Source organism: Ruegeria sp. N11 (assembly GCF_056531525.1).
Map to the genome: position 1 here is coordinate 1 of NZ_JBQFLX010000031.1, position 22,210 is coordinate 22,210.

At 55.3% G+C, this 22,210-nt stretch carries 23 protein-coding genes, 1 tRNA gene and 1 pseudogene; 19 read left to right on the plus strand and 6 right to left on the minus strand.

Translation table 11 applies throughout. From position 1 onward, the window contains the following. The first annotated feature begins 90 nt into the window (after positions 1–90). The 3 genes from ACR0J8_RS22505 to ACR0J8_RS22515 all read left to right on the plus strand — a co-directional run bounded on the left by ACR0J8_RS22505 (position 91) and on the right by ACR0J8_RS22515 (position 2,883). A complete protein-coding gene (locus ACR0J8_RS22505; RefSeq protein ID WP_480892426.1) occupies positions 91–393 on the plus strand; it encodes a hypothetical protein in 303 nt (100 codons plus the stop codon). 179 nt (positions 394–572) lie between these two features. Then, the gene (locus tag ACR0J8_RS22510; RefSeq protein WP_480892429.1) at positions 573–947 is read left to right on the plus strand and encodes an HGGxSTG domain-containing protein; all 375 of its coding nucleotides are present in this window, start codon (positions 573–575) and stop codon (positions 945–947) included. Positions 948–1,209: 262 nt separating this feature from the next. After that, on the plus strand, positions 1,210–2,883 hold the full coding sequence (locus ACR0J8_RS22515) for an alkaline phosphatase family protein (RefSeq protein ID WP_480892431.1): 1,674 nt from the start codon (positions 1,210–1,212) through the stop codon (positions 2,881–2,883). A gap of 241 nt (positions 2,884–3,124) precedes the next feature. On the opposite strand, the gene ACR0J8_RS22520 is transcribed toward ACR0J8_RS22515, so the two are convergent. Next, positions 3,125–3,721, minus strand: a complete 597-nt coding sequence (locus ACR0J8_RS22520) for a TetR/AcrR family transcriptional regulator (protein WP_480892435.1) — start codon at positions 3,719–3,721, stop codon at positions 3,125–3,127. Between the two features lie 117 nt (positions 3,722–3,838). On the opposite strand from ACR0J8_RS22520, the gene ACR0J8_RS22525 reads away from it, so the two are divergent. Continuing rightward, a complete protein-coding gene (locus ACR0J8_RS22525) occupies positions 3,839–5,422 on the plus strand; it encodes a sulfatase-like hydrolase/transferase (RefSeq protein ID WP_480892436.1) in 1,584 nt (527 codons plus the stop codon). A 247-nt stretch (positions 5,423–5,669) separates the two neighbouring features. Then, positions 5,670–6,296 carry an outer membrane protein gene (locus tag ACR0J8_RS22530; protein WP_480892439.1) on the plus strand — a complete coding sequence of 209 codons (627 nt, stop codon included), beginning with the start codon at positions 5,670–5,672 and terminating at the stop codon, positions 6,294–6,296. Between the two features lie 154 nt (positions 6,297–6,450). Here ACR0J8_RS22530 and ACR0J8_RS22535 read toward each other — a convergent pair whose 3' ends face one another. Beyond that, a complete protein-coding gene (locus ACR0J8_RS22535) occupies positions 6,451–7,287 on the minus strand; it encodes a helix-turn-helix domain-containing protein (RefSeq protein WP_480892441.1) in 837 nt (278 codons plus the stop codon). A gap of 266 nt (positions 7,288–7,553) precedes the next feature. Between ACR0J8_RS22535 and ACR0J8_RS22540 the strand changes: the two genes are divergently transcribed. The 4 genes from ACR0J8_RS22540 (at position 7,554) to ACR0J8_RS22555 (ending at position 11,615) form a co-directional block, all read left to right on the plus strand. Next, entirely contained in the window at positions 7,554–9,296 is a 1,743-nt protein-coding gene (locus tag ACR0J8_RS22540; RefSeq protein WP_480892444.1) for an amidohydrolase, read from the plus strand. Between the two features lie 64 nt (positions 9,297–9,360). Beyond that, complete coding sequence (locus tag ACR0J8_RS22545) at positions 9,361–9,786, plus strand: putative quinol monooxygenase (protein WP_480527532.1); 426 nt, start codon at positions 9,361–9,363, stop codon at positions 9,784–9,786. A gap of 68 nt (positions 9,787–9,854) precedes the next feature. After that, positions 9,855–10,682 carry a hypothetical protein gene (locus ACR0J8_RS22550; RefSeq protein WP_480527534.1) on the plus strand — a complete coding sequence of 276 codons (828 nt, stop codon included), beginning with the start codon at positions 9,855–9,857 and terminating at the stop codon, positions 10,680–10,682. Positions 10,683–10,826: 144 nt separating this feature from the next. Beyond that, complete coding sequence (locus tag ACR0J8_RS22555) at positions 10,827–11,615, plus strand: DUF3299 domain-containing protein (RefSeq protein WP_480527536.1); 789 nt, start codon at positions 10,827–10,829, stop codon at positions 11,613–11,615. Positions 11,616–11,883: 268 nt separating this feature from the next. On the opposite strand, the gene ACR0J8_RS22560 is transcribed toward ACR0J8_RS22555, so the two are convergent. The 3 genes from ACR0J8_RS22560 to ACR0J8_RS22570 form a co-directional block, all read right to left on the minus strand. Next, positions 11,884–13,338 (minus strand): metal-dependent hydrolase family protein, encoded by a 1,455-nt coding sequence (locus tag ACR0J8_RS22560; protein ID WP_480892447.1) that lies wholly within the window; start codon positions 13,336–13,338, stop codon positions 11,884–11,886. A gap of 223 nt (positions 13,339–13,561) precedes the next feature. Further along, positions 13,562–14,374, minus strand: a complete 813-nt coding sequence (locus ACR0J8_RS22565) for an SRA domain-containing endonuclease (RefSeq protein WP_480892450.1) — start codon at positions 14,372–14,374, stop codon at positions 13,562–13,564. 365 nt (positions 14,375–14,739) lie between these two features. Further along, a tRNA-Thr gene (locus tag ACR0J8_RS22570) sits at positions 14,740–14,814 on the minus strand. A gap of 83 nt (positions 14,815–14,897) precedes the next feature. On the opposite strand from ACR0J8_RS22570, the gene ACR0J8_RS22575 reads away from it, so the two are divergent. The 10 genes and pseudogenes from ACR0J8_RS22575 to ACR0J8_RS22620 all read left to right on the plus strand — a co-directional run bounded on the left by ACR0J8_RS22575 (position 14,898) and on the right by ACR0J8_RS22620 (position 21,596). Beyond that, the gene (locus ACR0J8_RS22575; protein ID WP_480527472.1) at positions 14,898–15,053 is read left to right on the plus strand and encodes a hypothetical protein; all 156 of its coding nucleotides are present in this window, start codon (positions 14,898–14,900) and stop codon (positions 15,051–15,053) included. A gap of 6 nt (positions 15,054–15,059) precedes the next feature. Further along, positions 15,060–16,328 (plus strand): UDP-N-acetylglucosamine 1-carboxyvinyltransferase, encoded by a 1,269-nt coding sequence (murA, locus tag ACR0J8_RS22580; RefSeq protein WP_480527474.1) that lies wholly within the window; start codon positions 15,060–15,062, stop codon positions 16,326–16,328. Further along, a complete protein-coding gene (locus ACR0J8_RS22585; RefSeq protein WP_480892454.1) occupies positions 16,325–16,801 on the plus strand; it encodes a DUF2948 family protein in 477 nt (158 codons plus the stop codon). The genes murA and ACR0J8_RS22585 overlap by 4 nt, the downstream gene beginning before the upstream one ends. Further along, positions 16,802–17,296, plus strand: a pseudogene (locus ACR0J8_RS22590) (GNAT family N-acetyltransferase); the annotation flags it as partial. An 87-nt stretch (positions 17,297–17,383) separates the two neighbouring features. Next, the gene (hisD, locus tag ACR0J8_RS22595; RefSeq protein ID WP_480527497.1) at positions 17,384–18,685 is read left to right on the plus strand and encodes a histidinol dehydrogenase; all 1,302 of its coding nucleotides are present in this window, start codon (positions 17,384–17,386) and stop codon (positions 18,683–18,685) included. Between the two features lie 104 nt (positions 18,686–18,789). Further along, positions 18,790–19,587, plus strand: a complete 798-nt coding sequence (locus ACR0J8_RS22600; RefSeq protein WP_480527476.1) for a glycosyltransferase family 32 protein — start codon at positions 18,790–18,792, stop codon at positions 19,585–19,587. A gap of 86 nt (positions 19,588–19,673) precedes the next feature. Beyond that, complete coding sequence (locus ACR0J8_RS22605; RefSeq protein ID WP_170807803.1) at positions 19,674–20,153, plus strand: UPF0262 family protein; 480 nt, start codon at positions 19,674–19,676, stop codon at positions 20,151–20,153. Between the two features lie 3 nt (positions 20,154–20,156). Next, positions 20,157–20,615: an arsenate-mycothiol transferase ArsC gene (locus ACR0J8_RS22610; RefSeq protein WP_170619887.1), complete on the plus strand. Its 459-nt coding sequence runs from the start codon at positions 20,157–20,159 to the stop codon at positions 20,613–20,615. Further along, complete coding sequence (locus ACR0J8_RS22615) at positions 20,612–21,010, plus strand: ketosteroid isomerase-related protein (protein WP_480527479.1); 399 nt, start codon at positions 20,612–20,614, stop codon at positions 21,008–21,010. The genes ACR0J8_RS22610 and ACR0J8_RS22615 overlap by 4 nt, the downstream gene beginning before the upstream one ends. Continuing rightward, positions 21,003–21,596 (plus strand): GNAT family N-acetyltransferase, encoded by a 594-nt coding sequence (locus ACR0J8_RS22620; protein ID WP_480527481.1) that lies wholly within the window; start codon positions 21,003–21,005, stop codon positions 21,594–21,596. Before ACR0J8_RS22615 ends, ACR0J8_RS22620 begins: the two co-directional genes overlap by 8 nt. Before the next feature lie 89 nt (positions 21,597–21,685). Here the strand turns inward: ACR0J8_RS22620 and ACR0J8_RS22625 are convergent, their stop codons facing one another. Next, the gene (locus ACR0J8_RS22625) at positions 21,686–22,159 is read right to left on the minus strand and encodes a phosphoribosyl-AMP cyclohydrolase (RefSeq protein WP_480527482.1); all 474 of its coding nucleotides are present in this window, start codon (positions 22,157–22,159) and stop codon (positions 21,686–21,688) included. Positions 22,160–22,210 lie beyond the last annotated feature (51 nt).

The window sequence follows — 22,210 nt, forward strand, 5'->3', positions numbered from 1 at the left end:
CACATCATGCTCTGAACATGCGCCCACCTGTGCCTGAAACCTTATTAGAGAAACCTCAATTTAGTGGTGCCGAACGAGGGGGCTAGACAGTTGACAGATGCTGAAAACAACGAACTTACCTTAGAACTTGATCGTCTGATCGCAGCTCTCAGAAATCTCGCACAGAACAAAGGTGCGCATAACCTCACTGATGCACTTGATCGCGACGCAGCAAAACGCACCGTGGAACGATGGTTCGAGCTCGAACTTAGCGCCGATCAAATCGTTTCAAACGTGCACAAGGTGATAACCAGAAAAGGCGACGGGCCAATTACATCTTGGGAGTATTTTGATCGAGCGCTCCTGAACCTAGCTGAACGAAAATCGACTGCCCTTGGAGTTGCCAGACAATAGCTGACACATGTGTAGGCACGGGCGAATACGGCTAGCTTATTTGTTTTCCTGCCAACAAGGCCGTAGGCAAATCGTCCAATTTGATGCCGCCTGCGTATACGGTCACTTTCAAAGCCCATGGGGTCTTAGGCCGATGTTTACAATTGCTTAGATTTGGAGGCGTTTAGAGTTTGAGTCCAATGCTTCGCGAGGTCTTGCTATCCCTCCAAGAAAAGTTTGCTGCGAGTGAGGCAGCAAGCTATCGAATCTGTCCCTTTCGTACCGTTACTGGTCGAGGCAAAGAGAAGACGTGCTCAAAATGTATTGGTGGCCAGTGTCGAGATCTGCAGGACATTGGCTTGGACGAAGAGGGTCAACCGCTTCCAACACATCGCCGTGCACGCTGTGGCGCGAAAACGCGCAAAGGTTCGCAGTGTCAGCTCCCAGTGTCTCCAGGAAAACGGAGATGTCGGTACCATGGTGGCTTGTCAACTGGCCCAAAGTCTGCTTCCGGCCGAGCGCGGATCGCTGAAGCACAACGCAATAGATGGGCAAAACAGAGATCCAATACTTGACCAAGTGTTTAAAGTTGTATGGCAATGTCCACCGACACTATGCGCCGATAACAGTAGTCGTAGATTTATTAGCACCAAACATATTCCGAGCCCGCTTGTTTATGCTCGTGACAGAAACGGATAGCCGTCATCTGAGCAAAACGCTCGGATGACTGCGTTGAGCCCAAATCGGAAGTTCAAAAGAGCATCTTTAATGACCCTCAGTAGCCGGTGGACGCAGATGCTGGTATTCAGAGGATTGGGTAGTTCTATGAGGTCATAAATGCAGCGATCATTTGCCTTAGTCTCAACACTCCTTTTTTCAATATCCACGACGGCGGCTAGTGCAACGGAAGACATCCGACTCGTAGTTCAAATCACAATTGATGGACTGCGCGGAGACTTGATTTCTCGTTATGAGACCGCCTTCGGCGAAGCTGGCTTCAAAAGGCTTTTGGAAAGCGGCGTCTGGTACACCGACGCTCATCATCGTCACGCCAACACCGAAACCATTGTTGGCCACGCGACACTCGCTACAGGAGCCCATCCCTCTGAGCATGGAATGATTGGCAATGCCTGGTTCAACAGGGCTGAAGAGCGATTGGGATACAATATTGAAGATCCGGACTACCCGATGTTGCCGGTTCCAGGCTTCGGTGGAAACGTTGATCAAGTCGACCCGACACAAGCCGCTGCTGTGACATCGGGCCGTTCTCCCGTTAACTTGTTGGCGACGACGTTCGGAGACGAACTGGTGAAAGCCAATGCCGGTCGATCAATAGTTTTTTCCGTATCTGGTAAAGACCGTTCGGCGGTTGCAATGGCAGGGCATTCTGGAAAAGCTTTATGGCTGTCGGCGGCTACAGGGGCATTTGAAACAAGTAAATTTTACTATGACGCTTATCCAGATTGGGTTCTCGATTGGAATTCCAAACGCCCCGCAGATGCGAAAATCGAAAGTGAGTGGTGGCCGGAGTGTTCAGACGCACCGTACCTAATGGAAAGAAAGGAACGCTCCTTCGTAACGAACCTTGGTACGTTCGGCCGAACTTTCCCGCATTTCTATGGGACGCCAGACGACGGGCTCTATTACACGCAAGTATTATTGTCGCCGCACGGGGACCGGATCACAGCCGATTTCGCAAAAACTGTAGTCAAAGAGGAAGGGCTTGGTGAGGACGAATGGCCAGACTACCTAAGCATCAGTTTTTCTGGCGTTGACGCCACCAACCATTTCTTTGGACCTTCCAGCCTGGAGAACGAAGAAATGGTGCGCTGTTTGGACGAGACACTAGCTGATTTCTTTGAGTTCATGGATCGAGAGGTTGGACGTGGGAATGTGCTTTACGTGCTCTCCGCCGATCATGGCATGCCGGAAGCGCCAGAAGAGATGGCCGAAGCCGGGCTTTCGACATTCCGAAACTCCACCGAAGCATTGATGATAGATGTGAATTCGGTCATCGCCGATGAGTTCGGAGTGGAATCTGCAATACAGTTCTTTTTTCGTCCTTACGTATATCTGGACAATGCCGCGATTGAAGCGTCAGGCGCCGACAGGCGTGTTATCGAGCGACGCATCGTCGAAAACTTGATGGCTGCACCGGGCATTGAGCTTGCGATGCCAACTGAACCGTTTGCTGAACAACGAGGGCATATCCTTGAGGAGCACATTCGGCGAAACTATCACCCAACACGTTCTGGCGACATTTATGTTGTTCAGACACCTTATTCATTTCTCTTCGAAGAAGGTCCAATTGCCGTAATGCACGGTTCGCCTTGGCGCTACGACACGCATGTTCCAATCATTTTCGCTGGTCCAGGTATCAAGCCAACTCGCGTCAGTCGTCCCGTTTCCACGGTGGATGTGGCCGTCACTCTGAGCACTATTTTAGGTATCAGCCAGCCTAGCAGCGCTGCGGGTGAAGCATTGAGCGAGATTGACGTTACAAATCCATAAGCGGTCTTGTCTTTTCGTCGAGTGACCAACGGTAATGCGTATGGGTGGAGAAAACAGTGATCTTTGGCCCAATCTCGCAAGTTTGGCTAAATCTGGAGAGTTTCCTCAACGAACGGCAGGTTTGTCCGCAGAGCAGTCGTTCACGACGAATATGGCGAATGACCGGACCGAGCCCAAAGCGGGCGTTGACTAAATGAAGAAATACGGCCTCAGTTTAGTTGAAGCTTGTCGAGATTCAGCACTAAAGTTTTGGTTCGTCGGTTTTACCGTACACCAGAAGCTTCAGTCTAATGCTTCGAAGCCGAGAGCGATCTTTCGCAGATAGCTCTGAAAAAAGCTCGCGTTCGCCAACTTGATAGGCGACGAATGTACGGACGCGCATCTCCATTTGCTCGCCCTCGAACCCAATCTCCCGAAACAGACCGCGAATGTGCTCAAGCCTTTTGTTCATCTCTTTCCGCCAGACACGACGAACCTTTGGATCCTGTCGTGCCCACTGGCGGATCGCGCTGTCGTATCGGCTGAGATCGGCATAGTCTACGACGTCGGCAACAATTGCGAGCTTCTCGATGGGTGAAGCCTCTGCAAATCGCCGCTCTTGAAGGAAGGGGGTGCCATCAAGCTGTAGCCAATAGTCCAGCAAAGCCTTGTGAAGGTCGGTCCTGTCACGAAAGTGATAGTAAAAACCGCTTTTGGCCACGTTCAACTTATCGGCAACTCGTTCGACGCGAACTGCTTCAATCCCCCCGGCCCGAAGTAGATCGAGCGAAGCGTTTAACCAATCTTGCTTGCTGACACGCCTTTTAACCAAAACACTATTGCCTTTGATCTGTATCAAATTCAGCAGTTATCTAAACCAACTAATATTTTCAACTATACGGAACCGTATATATTTATAGACGGTAGCGTATAGTAATCTTTACAATGCCTGTATGCAAATTTGAGGGGGGAGACTATGAAACATGGACTTAGAACAAGCGCCGCGTTCGCGGTACTTATGGCTATTGCAGCTCCAGCGAGCTCCTTTGAACCCGACGGCCCTCATTTGGCAAACGCACAGCGTTATGCTGAGACTTGGGCCGCTGAAGATGCCGAAATTGATGCAAAGCTCGCGGCATTGGAGGAGAAGTTCGGAAAAAAACCCAACATCATTTATATACTGACCGACGATGTCGGCTGGGGTGAGTTGGGTTGGCAAGGCGGTGGAAAGCATCGTGGCACACCTTCGGAAACCCTGGACAAGATGGCATTTGAAGGGATGAGGTTCTGGTCGGGTTACGCCGAACCATCTTGCACACCAACTCGGATCGCCATCAACACGGGTCGCCATCCGGTTCGCACAGGTCTTTTGACTGTTTTATGGCCAGGACAGGTCGACGGGTTATCACCTGAAGAAGTCACGACAGCAGAAGTTCTATCCGAGGTCGGCTACCAAACCGCGATGTGGGGCAAGTGGCACCTTGGTGATTTGCCCGAGCATGCGCCGGAAAACCAAGGATATGATTACGCGTACTATGGCCTCTTTAATGGAGCCCCGGACTATTGGCAGGCATCATATGAGGATCAAAGCGGCACATTTCCCTTCGCTGACTTCCCCGGAAACGAAACCTATCTGGAAGAGGCGGGTATCGATCTTTCTATAGGCGGTTATGTCGGCCGGAAAGGCGAGGGTCGCATCCTAATCGAAGGTGCAGCTGGGACGCTCTCACCAGAAAGGCAGGAAGCTTTTGAAAACGAGTCGATCAGCCAGATCACAGAATATGTAAAAGAACATGCCGAGGACGAAAACCCATTCTTCATCTACTGGGCATCATACGCTCAGCAAATCGCGCCAAGCCAAGAGTTCATCGACCACCCGATGGTGGACAAGAACAATCGTCAGGCGTCTTTCATGGCTTTGCACAATAAGCATGTCGGCCAATTGCTCGAAACTTTGAAAGCAGTAGGCATCGCAGAAAACACACTGGTCGTCTGGATCAGTGACAATGGCCCAATGTACGCCTTCTGGCCGACCGCTGGCTACACTCTGTTACGCGGTGCAAAAGGAGATGTTCTTGAGGGTGGAGTTCGCGTCCCTGCAATGGCTTGGTGGCCCGGCATGATCCAACCGATGCAAGACCCCATGGACGTAATTCACGTTACTGACCTGTTTACTACAGCAGCTCGGATCGGTGGCGCATTGGACAAAATACCCAGTGACAAGATCACCGACGGTATTGATCAGACATCGCTTCTTCTGAATGGAGAAGGTCATGGACGTCGACAGTTTATGGCCCACTACAGCGCCGATGTGCTTGGCGCATTCCGATACAATGATCACAAAATCCACATCACAGAAGGTCACGGGGGGTTGCCGGGAATGGACTTCTATAATGTGAAGCGAGATCCCGGCGAGAAATACGGCGCACTTTATCCCGGCCTTTGGGTGGTTCAGCCGATGCAGAAGCTTTTGGGCATGCACTACGGTCGCGTCGAGCAGTTCCCTCACCGTGAACCAATCACTCCTGAAGAAGCACGTCTCAAAGCCCAAGGTCATTAAGCTCACGAGATTTGAGCCGCCGAATTGGCGGCTCGGTCAATATAGAAATCAAGATAGCCAAACGAGCTGACCTATGAAACAAACCATATTGAAACTTGCCTTAGCGACAATAACCGTACTCGCTTCGAAGCAAACCATCGCGGAACCAATTCCGCTCGCCGGACAAAGCGAAACAGAATGGCATCATACTCTTGCGATCTATGCGTTCCTGCCAGCGAGAACCAGCGGGGACTCGACGGTTGCAGGAGTGACCGTCCCACTTGATCTGGATTTGGGCGACGCGCTGGAGCTCCTCGATTTCGCCGCAGCCGGTAAATACGAAGCCTGGCGTGGCAATTGGGGTTTCATAATTGATGCCAACCATGTTTCGCTTGAAGCCGATGGCAGCTTGCCCACACCTGGAAGCGTTCCGTTCAGCGCCGATATTCGTCAGGAATGGCTGGGGTTACTTGCGGCATACAAGGCCGTTGACGCAATCGGGGGTAACGGGCAGCGCTACGCCATCGATCTACAGGCTGGCGCGCGCTACAACTCTTTGCGCCAGGAGATAACGGTGACATCTCCGGCACCAGTACCGGTATTGGGCGGCGATGAAGGCTGGTGGGAACCCGTAATCGGCGCACGCGGCACTTGGGTGCTCAACGAGCGATGGGCCGCAATTGCATCCTTGGAACTTGGTGGCTTTGGCGCAGGCGGTAGCGACCTGCAAGTCGGAGCCAATATTGGTGTGGATTGGCGTCCGTGGGAGACAACTTCGCTGTTCTTTGGGTGGCGATATTTCAGCATGGACTACAGCGACACGCTATCCACAGGGGCGTTCGAATATGACGTCGATCAGCACGGGCCGGTTCTTGGCGTCAAGTTCAGGTTCTGATTTGAGGCCCAGATCAAGGCATGCTCTCCACTCCGGCCAACGGCGGGTTTGTCCGCATAGCTGACCTTCACTGCATCGAGCTCCAGTGTCCGCATAGCAGACATTCGTGAAAATTCGGCGAGCGTCTGCACCGAGCCCAAAGTGGACTTTCGTCTTAAGAAGCTCCTGCACATGAACCATTTTTTGGTCGGGACGCGGTTTCTATCGGGGTCTCACCGAAGAATTGGTGGTAGGCAACTGATGTCCGGCCTAGGTGACTAAAACCTGCCTCGCCGATGAGCTTCGAAACGACACCTTTCTCATAGGTGCTTTCCTGCAGAAGCGACCTTAGTCGATGCAGTTGGACGATCGATTGGAACTTGCTTGGGCCAACACCAAGCTGTTTTTCAAAGGCCAGAAAGAGTGAACGCCTGGATACCCCGAGTTCGCGACACAGTTCTTGAACCGTTAGTTTTGTGCCAGCCGGGTTTTCTGAAAAAAACTCTTCTGCCGCCAAAACGATCTTCCACTGACTATGGCTCGCTTTTTCTGCGGGCATTTGTGGTTCGGCACAGTAAAGAAATTCACCTGCCAAGTTTTCGAGGTTCTCGAGAACGTCATTCAACATCCAAGCATCTTCCGCATCCACGGTAGTTTGTTTGTGGCAAAGACACATTTCAATGCGCTGAACAAAAGCATTCAGACGGCCAGATCTAGTAATGCGGATGGGTGTTTCAAATGTTGCCCATCCACGCTTCTCGACCTGTAGCCACGGAACTTCCAGCAGGTATATCTGAGTGCCAGCTTCGGCCACGTAGTCATACTCTGTTGGCTTTTGCCCTTGCCAGAACACAAGAAACGGATCCTCATATAGAGTTCCCTGAAATCGAACCGGTTCGCCGTCGGGCAAGACTAAACCGAGGAAGACTGTGTCGCCGTGTTGAACTTCTTGGAAACGAATACGCGAAAAATATTCCTCGCAATAAAGGCTAAAACTATTGTGTTGGGCCATGCGCCAATTCAGCTTCGGACCCTGTGGAGAGAGAGCGAGCGCTTCGAGTTGGACGCCAGTGTAATCAGGCAGGTGATCCACTGAACGTATTTTCTTGGACCGTAACATAGCGCCTCAGTTAACCCTTACTGCGACCGGCTCTGGCAGCAGCACATTGAAATTCAATTATTCATAATAGTTTGCACGATTCGGATAGCCAGTCCTAAACGCAGGTTACACTATCGATCTCGAACACAGAAAACCTGTCAATGTCCTCGGAGTGTCTCATGAAGAAGCTAACATTTTCAATTGCTGCGCTGTTGGTATCGTCAACTGCTCTGTACGCGCAGGCCGCCGATCTGGTCTTTACCAACGCTTCCGTCCTTACCATGAATGATGATGCGCCGACCGCGCAGGCCGTTGCGGTCATGGGCAACCAGATAAGCTATGTTGGTGATGTTGCTGGGGCCGAGGCGCTGATCGGTGATAACACCGAAGTTCTAGACTTGGGCGGGGATACCCTGCTGCCGGGCTTTGTGTCAGGCCACGATCACATCGTTGCCTCGGGCTGGACGTCGCGCGGTGTCAGTCTGTTTGGTATTGAAACACTTGAGGAGGCATTGGCCGCAGTCAAGGAATATGCCGATGCAAACCCTGACGAGGAGTTGATCCTTGGCTATGGGTTCAATCAGGTCGCCTATGGCGGGTGGCCCACAAAAGAAGATCTGGATTCGGTGGTTTCTGACCGTCCGGCCTTTATCCTCGACTTTACAATCCACGACGTTTGGATGAACTCCAAGGCCTTTGAAGTGGGTCAAGTCAGCCCTGATGAAGAGGATCAGGTGCCGGGCGTTATGTTCTGGCAGCGTGACTCGGAAGGCAACCAGACCGGAATCGGGATTGAGTTCCAGTGGGCTGCGGCATTTCGAAACGCAGGCGCATGGGATCCAGCAGGTGAAATTCCTGACATCCAGAAAAACCTCTACGATCAGGCCGTCAAAACCGGTATAACCGCCGTCCACATACCTTTGATGGCTATGCCGACAGTTACCGATCTGTCGCTTGTGAAAGATGATGAGAAACTCGCACTGGCCCATCTACACGAACTGGAAAAGAACGGTGAGTTGACGATCCGCACTTTTGTTGCGACGGGGTTCAAGGACCCGACCGCCACTGCTGACGAAATCGTGGAACACACACTCGAATTACGCGAGCAGTACGACAGCGACATGCTGCGCATCTGGGGCATAAAGATCCATCCGGAAGGGAACTGGAGTTCAAAAACCGCCTGGATGCTGGACGACTACGCGGACGGGTCTGCGACGCGCGGTGCGGCTGCCATTGAAGGACCAATGATAACTTCGGTCTATCTGCATGCCAATCAGAACGGGCTTCCGGTGGGCACTCACGTCGATGGATCACAAACAGTACGCAACACGGTGGACGCGATCATGACCGCGCGCGGCGCTGGTTATGACGTTCCCAACAACCTGCTACACCATTATTTCTGGGTGTCCGATCAGGACCATGAAACAGTCATTGAGAATGGAATCATGGTAAATACGACGCCTATTTTCCACGTTGATTGGGAAAACCAGGATGTTAACGCGTTGGACCTGTTGGGGCGCGCAAAGGTCGAAGCGATTTTTGCCCGCTATTCCTCGCTGATGGCCCTTGGGCACAACGTATCGATCTCTTCGGACGTACCATCTTCGCCGATTGATCTGATCGGTCCACTGCTAAATGTTGAGATTGCGATGACATTGCAGGACCCACTGAATCCGGACAGCAAGCCGTTCCCGTTGTCCCGCAAACCGGCCTCATTGGAAGAGTCTTTGAAAGCAGTCACGATCTATCCTGCCGCGCAGCAAGCGATGGAGGACAAAATAGGCTCCATCGAAGTGGGAAAATATGCCGACCTTGTTGTTCTTGATCAGGACATAACTGCAGTCGAACCGCGTGATATTTCAAACATCAAGGTGTTAGGCACGCTTATGGATGGGCGGTTCACGCATCGTGACGGCATTTAACTGTCAAGGCAGTTGAGGCTGGGGGCGAACAATGCCCCTCGCCATTTTAGAGAGGAAGCCGGAAATGAGACGACTTGCCCGATCCACAGCAGCCTTACTGGCCGCAAACCTTTCAATGGTTGCTCATGCTCACGCTGAAGAAGTCGCATTTATCGCCATACTAAGCGTTCCGGCTGAAAACGCACAGGCTTTTGATGCATTGGCCAGAGACATGGTTGAGGCATCTGCCTCCGATGACGGGCTTTTAGTTTACGAATTCGCCCGAGTTGGCGAAACGGTTTATGGCTATGAACGTTACGTGGATGCGGCTGCCCACGCCCGGCACGAAGCCTTGATCGAGCCCTTCATTCCGCAGTTGGTTGAGTTGGCGCAGTTCGAGAAGATCGTCACTCTATCGCGGCTTACGGATGACCATCAGGAACTGTTCCGAGGCATTGGGGCAGAGATTGGCCAACCAATTGCAGCGGCAGCGCGAGGGATATCCGAATAATTCCGCGATTGCGACGAATGTATAAGGACAGCCTAACGACAAATCAAAACGGGGTACGATAGCAAAATATGAAAAACCTTCTTTATACTTGTGCAGTGCTCTTCGCCGGGCTGATCGGTGTTCAAGCCAATGAAGCCCATTCTTGTGGCGCGGCTTGTCAGGCAGCGCGGAAGGCTGCGAACCCGCTTGCGGACACAAAAGCACTAATCACGGATAATACAATCGCCTTCAGGACCGGGACGAACGATGACGAAAGCTACAACTTTCAGCTACAGCCCGTCTATTCTGTTCCACTGACAGACGCCACATTGGTGCTTCGGGGGATTGTGCCGATCCAAGGTGTCCAGCCCGGAGCCGTATTGCCACCTGGGATTGTCGATCCATCGACAGAAAATGATCTGACCTGGGGTATCGGTGATTCAACTGCACAGGCATTTTATTCACCTACGCCGGGAGAAAGCGCAATTGCACTTGGCTATGGCCTGCAAGTTTCCCTGCCAACGCACACGAATGACGCCTTGCAAGGCGCAGGTTGGGGCGCTGGCCCTGCCTTTGTCATGTTTGGGCAAACCGGTGATCTGTCCTGGGGTGGCGTTATTGCTCATATGTGGGGCGAGAACGATTTCAGCGTGACCATCCTGCAACCCATTCTGAATTACGGTTTGGGAGAGGGCTGGTACATCGGGTACAACAACGTCCTTTCGTACAACTGGAATGCCGCTGGCAATGATGAAGCTTGGGCAATTCCACTGGGTTTGACCGCCGGTAAGACATCGATCGTCAATGAGGCTAAAGGCACTGCTATGGATGTCAGTGTGGGATACTACACTTTAGAGCGCAGACCTGACGGCGGACCGGACAGACAACTAAAACTGGGTTTGTCGTTCTTTTTTTGATTGGCGGTTTAGAAGCATGATCCAGGAGACTGCTTTCAGCGAATGGGGACAACAAAAACACGAGAGATAACGATCCTTTGCATATTGGACCCCGGCCGAAAACTGGAATCCGTCGCAACTATGAGGAACAAGTGGACCACTGAAATGATAAGCAACCTGATCGCTCTAGTAATTTTAGTTCTTGCGTTCGCACACATTCAAGCTGCTCAGGCGGAGAGTGCCCAAAGCCCACAAAAACCTGCTGCCCAATCTTCTCCTTCAGGGGCAAAGCGTTTTGACATGTCTGAGCGCTTACTTGATTTGGCCATTGCCTCACGCTCCTCATCGCTAGACGAGTCTATTCAGGAACGTGTTGCAATTAGCTGGCGCGATTTGAAGCCGGCCCTAAAGTCTCTGGAAACCCCATTTGAAAAGCTGCCATATCCGTTGTTGAACGCTATGCGAACGCAAGTTCGTTGGCGAACATCCAGTACCAGCGAGCGCTCTAATCCTGATCTAATTAAAGAATACAAGGCGGCCAATGGTGTTCTGTCCGCCCATGATGTCGACGTAGAAAGGCTCATGCAAGAGCGCCGAAAAATCATTGCGCAAAACAACTCAATCGGGCGCGGCCCAAATTTAGAAATTCTGGGGACCACAATCAGGCTGCCGGGGTACATAGTGCCACTGGCAAACGATGGGGCAGTTGTAACCGAATTCCTGTTTGTACCCGTTGCAGGTTCTTGCGTTCATACACCTTCGCCGCCACCGAACCAGATCATTCATGTAGATTACCCTAAGGGCATCGAGTTCAAATCGATTTTCGATGCATTTTGGATCGAAGGCGAACTGCTAGCTGAACGCCGAGTCAGCGACGTTACATTCTACGACGGCGCTACAAACGTGGAATCCATTTATAAACTCGACGCGCATATTGTTGAAGCATTCACCTAGTGATTTCGGAGTAGCTTATCCGCGAAAAAGCCGAGAGTTAATGTCGCGCTTCATTCGTTTCGCCTATTTGGATGGCAATACACTCAGGACGCGCTAGACGGCGTAACAAAGGCTCACATCAGCGCAGATTGCAGCCAATGTGCTCAGAGTTAAGAACGGCGGCTTTGTCCGCAGATCAGTCATTCATGTCTGGCGCAGCGAACGTCCACTTCGAGCCCACAGCGGTCATCGAAATTATCATTTGCTCAAGCGCGTTTGTACGAGCCGATCAGAGTTCGTTCTTAAAAATCGCCCCATTGAGCATGATGAGATCAATTGTATCAATGGGCTCCCATTCCTCGGGGGCGTCAAACCATTGCTCCTGACCACCAATCACACTGATATCTTCAAGCGGGTTCCCCTCGACGAGGAGCAAGTCCGCGTACGCCCCAGGTTCGATCACGCCAAGCTTGCCCTCCTTGTACGGATTGCGTGCGCCGGACATCGCCAGCACCTCACCTGCAACAGAAGTTAATTGCTTGAGAACTTCGAAGTTGGAATCGAAGGTCTGTGTCCTCCACCAAAGCTCATATCTGCGTGCGCGTTCCGCATCCGCATTCACGCCGACATAGTCAGATGCAAAGACAACCTTCACGCCGTTCTTGACTAGGTTTCGTCCGAAATCTGCATACTGCTTCCCAAGCTCCTGGACCAACGGGATTTTGGCCGGTGGCATCAGAGGGTTTTTAGCCAAATCAGGCGATATGCCCCACATCTGAGGAACGACATAGGCCCCTTCGGCAGCTATGCGCTGCATCGTCTCCTCCGACAGGAAGAATGCGTGCTCGAAGGTCTTTACGCCACAGTCCAGCAAGCGGTTAACTGCACGGTCTGTAAACACATGCGCTGAGACATAGGTTCCCCAGTCCTTCGTCGCCTCAACAATCGCACAGGTCTCTTCCTTAGAGAACTGAGTTGTATCGATCGGATCAAAGCGTGACGAACCACCACCACCGGCCATTATCTTTATTTGGGTCGCACCATTTCGGAGATTTAAACGGGTAGCCTTCAACGCTTCAGGCACACCATCAGCGACTGTGCCAATTCCCATACGCTCAAAATTCGACAAATCCCCGGCGTCAGCGTAGCTAAAACCAGCGTCAGCCCGATCACGGAAGTCTCCATGGCCGGATGTCTGTGAGATGAAGGCCCCGGAGGGATATAGGCGTGGCCCGATCACTAGACCGCTATTTACTGCTCTGGCGAGGCCGAACGCCGGTCCTCCCATATCGCGAACTGATGTAAATCCGTCCATTAGGAAGCGCTCCATCACCAGCACCGCGTTGTACGATAAGTCGGTAATATCGCTGTCGCGCTCGATTACGCCATAGTCATTGTTAATCATCACATGAGCATGGCCATCGATCAGCCCCGGCATCAGTGTGCGGCCTGCACCGTCGATTGCCACCGCGTCAGGCGCGTCTATTTCGCCGGTGGACACCTCTTTGATGAGCTTGCCCTCGACAAGGACGCTAGCTCCTTCGGTAAGCGCTTCGTTGACGCCGTCAAAGATGTTTACGTTCGTTATCAAAGTTTGCTCGGGCTTCTCCGTGTGAAGTCGCATGGCTCCAAGTTCGCCCGGTGCATACACGCTAGAGAGGTCTTGCGATTGTCCAATGGCAGGCAGAGAGAAAGACGCCACGAAAACAATAGCGATAGAGTGTGATTGAATAAGCTTGCGCATGAGCCCCTCGCGACTTGTTGATTCTCAAAACAGCTTAACATGAGCTCTCACTTTGCAAAGGCGGCTTTGTCCGCATCTCGGACATAGGGACCGGTTTGACAAGCGTCAGTTTCCGCCGGAAGCGGTGCTTCGAGATCGAAACCAAAGTTGGGCACCCGTCAATGGCCGCTTGGCGTTGGAAACCTCCATACCGCGACCAGTTCAGGGAATGCGTCGATATGTGCTAAGCCGGCTCAATCTCGGCCAACTTCTCAATCAGCTTACGGTTCAACTCGTCCCCATGCGCCCCGAAATGGATTTCTCGATGAACTGTCGGGCAGATTGCTGCCACGTAACGGGGATCGTCAGGCCCATCATCCGATAGCCGCCGGGTATGATGCACCTCCAGATAAGGTCGTCCCGATGGCGTATGGAATGGCGCTGGTTCTCCGGTTAGTTCACATCTCCCGTTGGCTCGTGCCAAGACGTAGTCACGAACCGTGGCTGACCTCTTTCGATAGGCGACGCGCGCCTCCCGCCAGTTCTTAGCCCGCTGCGGCTTAGCTGCTTTCTGTGCCGCACTACGAAGCCTTTCAATCGGTAATTCTGCCTCGGCTTCATCAGGCTCATCGCGAACGGTCTGCACGTCCGCCGAAGCTCTGACGAGATGAAAGCGGATGCATTCACGGTTGTTTCCGTCAGTGTCTAGACCTTTGAATGTGTCCCACGATTGGCACGCAAATCGCCCAATGAAACGAACAGGGAGCCCTTTCCCTAGGGCCTCGAATAGTAGTAGCTCCCTTCCGTTGATGTCATGGTCTCGGATGTGGGCGTTCCCAGCCTTGAACTGCATATCACCCTTTTGACCCTCACCGGTATAGAGGAAGACGCCCTCGTGCTGCCAACCATCTTCATAGCCGTGCTGTTCGCCACTCTTGCCGGTGAAGATGAATACAAATTGGCTGTCCTTTGGCGTCGAGATGCCGCCCTGTCGCTGTCCACCGAAGACGTCGTGAATGTCTTTAGCGCGCGAGTATTCCACTCCTTCAATAAACATGTCGCCCCCAACCTGGATCACTATTCGGTTTAGACAAGATCACACCCCACTTAGACAAGATCACACCCTACGAAAGTCCCGTGTTTGTCGATCTCCAAATTGCAGCCTGCTATGGGCCCTCCCTTAGAGAGGGTGGCCCTTGGGAAAAAACTTGCTCCAGACAATATTGGTGCCTCGCAGGTATCCACGTGACCGGCTGAGAGGGTGCCAGGGGGTAGGGTCACCAAATAGATGAAGCCAGCACCTGAATTGCCGCCTCTAGCGACTAAATCGGCAACGGTTTGCTAAAATAAGTGCGGTGGTCGCCATGTGGTCGCCAACCCCTTGTGGGGCCGACTCAAAAACCTCGTAAAGCGCTGATTTTATGGTGCTGCTGGAGAGAATTGAACTCTCGACCTCTCCCTTACCAAGGGAGTGCTCTACCTCTGAGCTACAGCAGCGCTGTGGGCGGGTGATTAGACTCAAACGAAACGCGGCGCAAGGGTGTCTGGACGGTTTTTTTCGCCTCCTGTAGAGAAAGGTCATGGCAGACAACAAATCACCCAAAAAACGCGGCAATTCCGCGGACGCGCGGGAAGAGCGACTGAAAGCGGCGCTCAAGGCGAATATGGCGCGGCGCAAGGCACAGGCCAAGGCGCGCGCAGCATCCGAAGACAAGGCCGACAAGGACGAGGGATAAGAGCAGATGGATTCGATTCTGGTGACGGGCAACGGCCCTCTCAAAGGTCAGATACCGATTGCGGGGGCCAAAAACGCGTGTCTGACGCTGATGCCCGCAACCTTGCTGAGCGAAGAACCGCTTACGCTGACCAACGCACCGCGGCTAAGCGACATCAAGACCATGACCACGCTGCTGCAGTCGTTGGGGGCCGAGGTGTCCGCGCTGCAGGACGGTCAGGTGATCGCGATGTCCAGTCACACCCTGACCAGCCATGTCGCCGACTACGATATCGTGCGTAAGATGCGCGCCTCGAACCTGGTGCTGGGCCCGTTGCTGGCCCGCTTTGGCGAGGCGGTCGTGTCGCTGCCCGGCGGCTGCGCGATCGGTGCGCGGCCCATGGACCTGCACGTTGAAGGGCTAGAAGCGCTGGGCGCCGAGATCGCGCTGAAAGACGGTTACCTGCACGCCAGCGCGCCGGGTGGCCTGAAAGGCGCCGTGCACGAGATGCGGTTCGCCTCTGTTGGGGCGACGGAAAACATCGTCATGGCCGCGACGCTGGCCAAGGGTACCACGGTCCTGAAAAACGCAGCCCGAGAGCCTGAAATCGTCGATCTGGTCGAATGCCTGCGCAAGATGGGCGCGCAAATCTCGGGTGAGGGCACGTCGACCATCGAAATTCAGGGTGTCGACCGGCTGCATGGCGCGACGCATCAGGTGGTGACCGACCGGATTGAACTCGGCACCTACATGCTGGCCCCCGCGATCTGCGGTGGCGAGGTTGAGTTGCTGGGCGGCCGGATGTCTCTGGTCGAATCCTTCGCGGCCAAGCTGGATGCGGCCGGCATCAACGTGAGTGAGACCGAAAAGGGCTTGAAGGTCGCGCGCAAGAATGGCCGCGTCAGCGCCGTGGACGTTGTCACGGAACCTTTCCCGGGCTTTCCCACCGACCTGCAGGCGCAGATGATGGCGCTGATGTGCACGGCCGAAGGTACCTCGGTCTTGGAAGAGCGGATTTTCGAGAACCGATTCATGCACGCCCCCGAACTGGTCCGCATGGGCGCGCATATCGAGGTGCATGGCGGCACGGCGACCGTCACTGGTGTTGAAAAGCTCAAAGGGGCGCCGGTCATGGCGACCGACCTGCGGGCCTCGGTGTCGCTGATCCTTGCCGGAATGGCGGCGGAAGGTGAAACAACGGTTAGCCGGGTCTATCATCTGGACCGCGGATATGAACATGTGGTGCGCAAGCTGGAAGGCGTGGGCGCAAAGATTGAACGGATCAAGGGCGAATGACAGACGCAAGTTTCGAAGACGGGCGCGAGGCGCCGCTGAATCTGGGGGCCGAGGACGGCGATGACCTGCAGGTGATCTCGACCCTTGCACAGGACGCGGTTTTCCCTGCGACCGAGATGAAATGGCAACCTTCGCAGCGCCGCTTTGGCCTGCTGCTCAACCGCTTCCGCTGGGAAGACAAGGACGCAGCCGACCGCCGGGGCCGCCCGTTCGAGCGCGTGCAATCCGTGTTGGTGTTCGACTCGGTCCTGTCCGTTGCCAGCCAAGGTGTCGACCGCAGCGAAAAGGATATGGTGATGTCACTGCTGTCGGTCGATTTTGAACCGGGCGAAGAAGGCGCGGGTCAAGTGTTGCTGACGCTGGCCGGGGACGGTGCGATCCGGCTGACGGTCGAGGCGCTGGATGCCACGCTCAAGGACGTCACGCGCCCTTACCGGGCCCCGTCCGGGCATGCCCCGCACCATCCCGAATAGATGCAGAACAAGCGCGGCATATCTCAGGCGTTTTCTGCTGCTCCAGAAGGTGTCATTCTGCGCCGCGCTACCGTTTTTGATGTGTTCGACATCAGCCGGGTTCTGATCCGGTCGATCACCCAGCTTTGCACGGCAGATCATCAGAACGACCCCGGGGCCATCGCGCAATGGACTGAAAACAAGGACCCGGCCACGATCCGGAGCTGGATCAAACCCGGTTCGCAGATCTGGCTGGCCGAGCGGGCCGGGCAGGTAGCTGCCGTCGGCGGTTTGTTTGAAACCGGAGAGATCACTCTGCTTTACATCGATCCGGATCATACCGGCCGTGGTCTTGGTTCGGCATTGTTGAACCGCATGGAACAAGAACTGATCGCTGCGGGATGTTCCGATGCCCGACTTGAGGCAACGCAAACCGCGCAAGATTTCTATCTGCGCCACGGCTGGCAGGCCACCGGGCAGTGTTGCGACCGCATGGATCTGTCCTGCTTTGCCATGCGCAAATCGCTGCACCCCGACGACGGAGGGTTGAGGCCCGCCCCTCCCGGCGATATGTCCCGCGTCAAACGTCCGGAGTGCCAGATCATGCCCGTTTTCATCGATACGACCGCGCCCGACTTCGAAAGCGCCTTTCAGACCCTGTTGTCCGCCAAACGCGAGGACAGTCCGGATGTGGATGCGGTGGTTGCGCAGATCATCGACGATGTGCGCACCCGGGGCGATGCAGCGGTGATCGAGCTGACCTCAAGGTTTGATCGGCTGGACCTGACACCGGAAACCATGGCCTTTTCTGCGGCTGAAATCTCAGCAGCGGTTGCACAGGTTTCGGCCGACGACCGCGAGGCGCTGGAACTGGCGGCGGATCGCATCCGTGCCTATCACGAAAAACAGCTTCCACAGAACGCACAATGGACCGATGAGGCCGGGGCGACACTGGGTTGGCGCTGGACGGCGGTTTCGGCAGCGGGGCTCTATGTGCCGGGCGGGCTTGCGTCCTATCCCTCTTCCGTTCTGATGAACGCCATTCCCGCCAAGGTCGCCGGGGTTGAACGTCTGGCCATCGTGGTGCCGACACCGGACGGGCAGGTGAACCCGCTGGTCCTGCTGGCCGCACAACTATCCGGTGTGGACGAGGTGTATCGCATCGGCGGTGCACAGGCGATTGCCGCGTTGGCCTACGGGACAAAGACCATCGCGCCCGTGGACAAGATCACCGGTCCGGGCAATGCTTTTGTCGCGGCAGCCAAGCGCCGGGTCTTTGGCAAGGTCGGCATCGACATGATCGCGGGCCCGTCCGAGATTCTGGTGATCGCCGACAAGGACAATGACCCCGACTGGATCGCGCTGGACCTCCTCAGCCAGGCCGAACATGACGAAAGCGCGCAGTCGATCCTTATCACCGACGACGCCGCATTCGGGCAGGCGGTCGCGCAGGCGGTCGAAAAGCGCCTCCAGACCTTGCAGCGCCGCGTGATTGCCGGGGCCAGCTGGCGCGATTTCGGCGCCGTCATTACCGTGCGCGATCTGGAACAGGCTGCCGCGTTGTCAAATCGCATCGCCCCTGAACATCTTGAGCTTTGCGTGGCCGACCCGGTGGCGCTGAGCGCGAAGACCGTTCACGCAGGTGCCATTTTCCTTGGGCAATACACGCCCGAGGCCATTGGCGATTATGTCGGCGGCCCCAACCACGTGCTGCCGACCGCGCGTTCCGCCCGGTTTTCTTCGGGCCTCAGTGTTATGGATTTCCTCAAGCGCACCACGCTCAGCCACATGACGCCCGAAGCCCTGCGCGCGATCGGGCCCGCCGCCGAGCAACTGGCCACATCTGAAAGCCTCGAGGCGCACGGGCTGTCCGTCACGGCCCGCCTCAGGCGGCTGAACGGGTAAAGCTATGGCCTGCGGGCCACAGCCGACCCTACCCTGGCCGGGGACGGGTTCCGGGGCGCTCGATTGACCGCTAAACCGTTCACCGACCAGCAAGGATCAGTCTATTGGAACGTGTGGCGACCCTTTGGATCGGAGAACGGTTCAGCTTTCTGGAACATTTGTGCCTGAAATCCTTCGCCGACGTGGATCAGACGCCGATCGTCTACCATTACGGCGATCTGCAGGACATTCCGGACTATATCGAAGCCCGCGACGCGCGCGAGATATTCGATACCCCCGAGATTATCCGCGACCCCGTCACCCGGTCGGCGGCCGTGCATGCCGATCTGTTTCGGCTGAAACTGCTGCAGCAGACAGATTACATCTGGGTGGACACCGACGCCTACGCCCTGCGCCCGTTTGAAACCGAAAACGGCTACCTGTTCCCCAAGGCGAACCGCAAAACCCGCCGCATCATGAACGGGGTGCTGGCCTTGCCCGGCGACAGCCCGGCCTTGCGGAACATGTGCGATTTCGCCTTCGACAGCGATTTGGTTCCGCCCTGGTGGAGCGATCAGCAAAAGACCACTTACCTGGAACTCTACGGCAAATCCACGCATTGGAGCCTGCCCATCTTCAGCTTCGGCCCGCCCATGCTGTTCCATTACATCTTCCCGACACCCGAACACGAGATGAGCGTTCCTCGTACGCTGCTCTACCCGATCCCGCTGCGCCACCGGTCGCTGTGGAACGAACCGGACCTGTCCAAACTGGACACCCTGAACTGGCAGCGGCAGATGTCGATCCATTTCTTTGGATCGTGGTTCCGCAGGATCTTCTCGGGTCGCCCGATCAATCCGGGATCACTGGTCGACACGCTGCTGCGCAAGCACGGAATCGACCCTTCGGACCACCCTTTGTGACAGGGCCCGCGGCATCCGAACCCACGCATTGCCCATTCAGAACTCTTACGATAAGTCTGGCCAGACCTGAACGGACCAAATGATCTATGACCCGCATTTCGCATATCGAACTGGATGACCGAAACCTGCCTCCGCCGACCCCCGAGATCGAGCAGGAGCGTAAGGTCGCGATCTATGATCTGCTCGAAGAGAACACCTTTACGCTGCCCCAGCGCGACGGTCGTACCGTGCCCGACGGCCCTTATCACCTGCAATTGTCGATCCGCGACAAACGGCTGGTTTTCGACATCGAAACCGAGGCCAGCGAAAAGGCGGCCGAGTTTCACCTGTCGCTGGGGCCGTTCCGGCAAGTGGTCAAGGATTACTTCCAGATCTGCGAAAGCTATTTCGATGCCGTGAAGACCCTGCCGCCCAGCCAGATCGAAACCATCGACATGGCCCGCCGCGGTATCCACAACGAAGGCAGCCGCGTGCTGCAGGAACGGCTGGAAGGGAAGGCCGACATCGATACCGATACCGCCCGCCGCCTGTTCACGCTGATCTGCGTGTTGCATTTCGGAGGCTGACGCGTGAAGCCGTTGCCGCAGTCGGTCCTGTTCTGTTGCGACCACAACGCGGTCCGGTCTCCCATGGCCGAGGGGATCATGAAGAAGTTCTATGGCACCGGCACCTATGTTCAGTCTGCCGGCGTGCATAACGATCTGGAAATCGACGGGTTCTGCATTGCCGCCTGTCAGGAAATCGATGTCGAACTGTCGCGCCACCGCTCTCGGTCGTTCGACGAGATGGAAGAATGGGGCGATGACCTCAGTTCCTTCGATCTGGTGGTTGCGTTGTCGCCTGCCAGTCAACGCAAGGCGCTGGAACTGACCCGTGTTTTTCACCTCGATGTCGATTATTGGCCAATAATGGACCCTACCGGACTGGGCGAGACACGCGAACAAAAGCTACATCACTACCGTCAGACCCGCGATCAGATCATTCAGCATCTGAAAGATCGCTGGGGCGAACCAACGGAGAGATCATGAACGCGACCGTCAAAACCTATTTCGAAGCCTTCAACGCCGGAGACGTGGACGGCATGCTGGCCTGTTTGTCCGATGATGTGGCCCATCACGTGAACGAAGGCCAGATCCGTGTGGGCAAGGAAAAGTTCGCAGCCTTCTGTGCTCATATGAACCACTGCTACCGCGAGAACCTGACCGATATCGTGGTTTTCGAGGCCGAAGATGGCACCCGCGCCGCCGCCGAGTTCATCGTCAACGGCACCTATCTGGAAACGGATGAAGGATTGCCGCAAGCCAACGGCCAGACCTACCGCCTGCCCGCAGGGTCCTTCTTTGACCTCAAGGACGGCAAAATCACCCGCGTTACCACCTTCTACAATCTTGCCGACTGGACCCGTCAGGTCGCAAATGCCTGAGGTGAGCGAGGTCCGCACCCTGACCGGCGCGGCATTGGAGGCCGCGCTGGATGATGTGGCGCGGCTTCGGATCCAGGTGTTCCGCGCCTGGCCTTATCTCTATGACGGCGATCTGGATTACGAACGGAAGTATCTGCAATCCTACCGCGACAGCGACCGCGCCATAATGGTCGGCGCCTTCGACGGCGATCGCCGCATCGGCGCATCGACCGGCGCACCGCTGACCGACCACGCCGACGATTTCGCGGCGGCGTTCGACGGAACCGGGCTGGATCTGGGTGACATCTTCTATTGTGCGGAATCCGTGTTGCTACCCGACTATCGCGGGCAGGGCGTCGGCCACAAGTTCTTCGACCTGCGAGAAGCCCACGCCCGCAGCCACGGGTTTTCTAAATGTGCGTTCTGCGGCGTCCAGCGTCCTGCCGACCACCCGAAGCGCCCCGAAACATACCGGCCGCTCGACGCCTTCTGGCGCGCGCGCGGATACGCACCGCTTCCCGGCGTCATCGCGCAGTTTTCGTGGAAGGATATCGGGGAAAAGGGCGAGACCCATAAGCCTTTGCAGTTCTGGATCAGGGATTTGTAGGCCGCTTTGGTCGCTTGCCGACAAAGCCATCATTCACCGCGTTGACGCGGTGAATGATCTGTCGATTTGGGCCGATGGCCCTTTTGGCGTCAAGGCTGGTACGGCAGGGACGAGTGGTGCAGCACGATCCGCAGCCGACCGTTGCTGTCTTTCTTGTAGCCAAAGCTCTTGTCGACCTGAGTGATGCTTCCATCCTTGTTGGTCAGGCTGAACTTGCCCATCCACATCGCCACATCGCCTTCGATGAAGGAGGCCGAGGTCTCGTTTTCCACCTTACGCCAGCCCATGATCCCGAAACCGGCATCCAGCGGGTATTCTTCGGAATGGCCGCAGTAATAGCAAAGTGCGCTATGGCGGGTCGGGCGAAATGTCTGCTCGCCACTGGCCAGGGTTGGCTTGAACAGGACCGGCCCCAGATCAAAGCCATAAGCCGAGTCCAGAAACCCGCCGGCCACAGTACGTGCCGCGTCGACACCGCCGTCTTCAAAGGCTTTGGAAACGGAGATTAGGCCGTCACCCCAGGCTTGGCGGGCGGCAGCGAGTTGATCGGTGGTAATCGGCATGGTCTTTTCCCTTTTCTGTCCGTCGCGAGTCGCGGGGGAAAATGGTCACAT